This is a genomic window from Methylorubrum podarium (assembly GCF_022179745.1).
GTDB lineage: Bacteria > Pseudomonadota > Alphaproteobacteria > Rhizobiales > Beijerinckiaceae > Methylobacterium > Methylobacterium podarium.
Window position 1 is genome coordinate 1 of sequence record NZ_BPRD01000704.1, and the last position, 2,221, is coordinate 2,221.

Consider the following 2,221-nt stretch of genomic DNA (forward strand, 5'->3'; position numbering starts at 1 on the left):
TCGATCTCGCCGAGCAGCCGGAACGCCCGTGCGGGGAGGTAGACGCAATCGCCCGCCGGCATCTCGCTGACATCGACGACCGGATTGCGCGGCTCACCGGGTTGAGGGTGGAGGTCCAGGCGATGCTGGATCAATGCTCGCGGGGCAGTGTCCGGGAATGCCGCATCGTCGAGGTGCTGGCCGATCACGGTGAATGCCTGCACGAGGTTCACTGATGCCTACGGCCACGCGGAATTGGATTTTATGCGCTCACCACGTTCGAAACCCCTTGCTCCTCCAGTCGCTAGAGGAATTAGGCGTGCCGCATATGTCGGACGCCCCGCCGAGGGCATGAAGCCGAGCGGATTTCCCAATGACCGGACACGCAGATCGCTCCGTCCGTGCCCTCCGTGACGGAGGTGGACACGAACACGGCCATTCCGGCAATGCTCAGGCATCCTTCGGTTTCGGAAGGGCCTTCGCCGTCGGCATCGGTCTGAACGTCGCCTTCGTGATCGTCGAGGCGGTCTACGGGTTCTTGAGCAATTCCCTCGCCCTCGTCGCCGACGCAGGCCACAACCTCTCGGACGTACTCGGGCTCGCCGTCGCCTGGGCCGCGGCCATTCTCGGGAAACGGGCGCCTAAGCCGCGCTACACCTACGGCATGAAGAGCTCCTCGATCCTGGCCGCCTTGTTCAACGCGGTCATCCTCCTCGTCGCCATGGGCGCCATCGCCTGGGAGGCCGTCCGGCGCTTCGGTGAGCCCGCACCGGTGGCCGGGACCACCGTGATGGTGGTCGCGGGCATCGGCATCCTGATCAACGGCATCAGCGCTTGGCTGTTCGCATCGGGGCGCGAAGGCGACCTCAACGTGAAGGGGGCCTTTCTGCACATGGCCGCCGATGCCGCCGTCTCGGCGGGCGTCGTCGTCGCCGGCCTGCTTATCGCCCTGACGGGTTGGCGTTGGCTCGATCCGGTGACCAGCCTACTCATCGCCGCGGCGGTCGTATGGAGCACTTGGGGACTCCTGCGCGACAGCGTGCGGATGTCGCTCGCCGCCGTGCCCCCCGGCATCGACCCTGACGCCGTGCGCGCGCATCTGCGGGGCTTGGAGGACGTCACGGCCGTCCACGACTATCACGTCTGGCCGATGAGCACGACCGAGGTCGCCCTGACGAGCCATCTCGTAAGGCCGGACGGCACGGACGACGCTTTCCTTATACGAGCCGCACGCGAATTGAGGGGCCGCTTCGGGATCGTCCACGTCACGTTGCAGGTCGAGACGAGCGAGACGACCGCCTGCGCCCTGGCCCCGGACGGCGTGGTCTGAACCTGCGATGCAAGCCTGGCTCTATACCCTCATCCCGGCAGCCGCCGCCGTCCTCGGCGCCGCGGTCGCCGTCAACATGCGGCCGGGACCCGTCTTGGTCAGCGCCATCCAGCACTTCGCCGCAGGCGTCGTATTCGCCGCGGCGGCGGGCGAGATCCTGCCTGACCTCAAGCATGCCGGATCGCCTTGGGCCACCCTGGTCGGCGGCGGCGTCGGTGTTGCCGCCATGCTCGCGGTCCGCACTCTGGAGCGTCGGGTGAAAGGACCAGTCGGTCTACTGACCGTCACCGGAATTGATATCTTGGTGGACGGGCTCGTCCTCGGCATCGCCTTCGCAGCGGGCGCCAAGGCCGGTTTCCTGCTTACGGTCGCCCTGACCATCGAGGTGCTGTTCCTCGGCCTGACCGTCGCGAACGAACTCGGCGAGGGCGGAACCTCGAAAGCCAGGGTGGTCGGCTTGACCGCCGCCCTCGTCGTCCTGCTGCCGCTCGGTGCGCTGCTCGGCGGCCCGGTCGCCACGCTGCCCGCGGCCATCCGCGGCGGCTTTCTCGCCTTCGGCCTGATTGCGCTCCTCTACCTCGTGACGGAGGAACTTTTGGTCGAGGCACACGAAACGGAGGACCGTCCATGGGTGACCGCGATGTTCTTCGCAGGCTTCCTGCTATTGCTCTTGCTCGATGAGCTTGTCGGTTGATGGCGCACGTGCCGGCCGCGTTTGATGCGTCATCACGAAAGGCTTTCGGGTCGATGACATCAGCTCTTCAGTAGCGCGAGCGTCTTTCCTTTCAGGTCGTCAAAGGTCGCGATAGTGCGCAGATTGGCCTCGTACGCTCGCATCGCAGAGCGAAGTTCGGACATCTCGACCGTAGGGCGGACATTGGGAAGCTTGAGGTTGCCGCCAGCATCGGCGGC

General features: G+C 66.2%; 4 protein-coding genes. 3 read left to right on the top strand and 1 reads right to left on the bottom strand.

Annotation, left to right across the window (positions count from 1 at the left end):
* The 3 genes from MFF42_RS26030 to MFF42_RS26040 form a co-directional block, all read left to right on the top strand.
* On the top strand, positions 1–215 hold a 215-nt coding region (locus tag MFF42_RS26030; RefSeq protein WP_238258849.1), incomplete at its 5' end, for a MerR family DNA-binding protein.
* Between the two features lie 137 nt (positions 216–352).
* Entirely contained in the window at positions 353–1,309 is a 957-nt protein-coding gene (locus tag MFF42_RS26035; protein ID WP_003596826.1) for a cation diffusion facilitator family transporter, read from the top strand.
* A gap of 7 nt (positions 1,310–1,316) precedes the next feature.
* The gene (locus MFF42_RS26040; protein ID WP_003596827.1) at positions 1,317–2,003 is read left to right on the top strand and encodes a ZIP family metal transporter; all 687 of its coding nucleotides are present in this window, start codon (positions 1,317–1,319) and stop codon (positions 2,001–2,003) included.
* A gap of 59 nt (positions 2,004–2,062) precedes the next feature.
* On the opposite strand, the gene MFF42_RS26420 is transcribed toward MFF42_RS26040, so the two are convergent.
* Positions 2,063–2,221: flagellar basal body rod C-terminal domain-containing protein (locus tag MFF42_RS26420; protein ID WP_283206929.1), on the bottom strand; the 159-nt coding region annotated here is incomplete at its 5' end.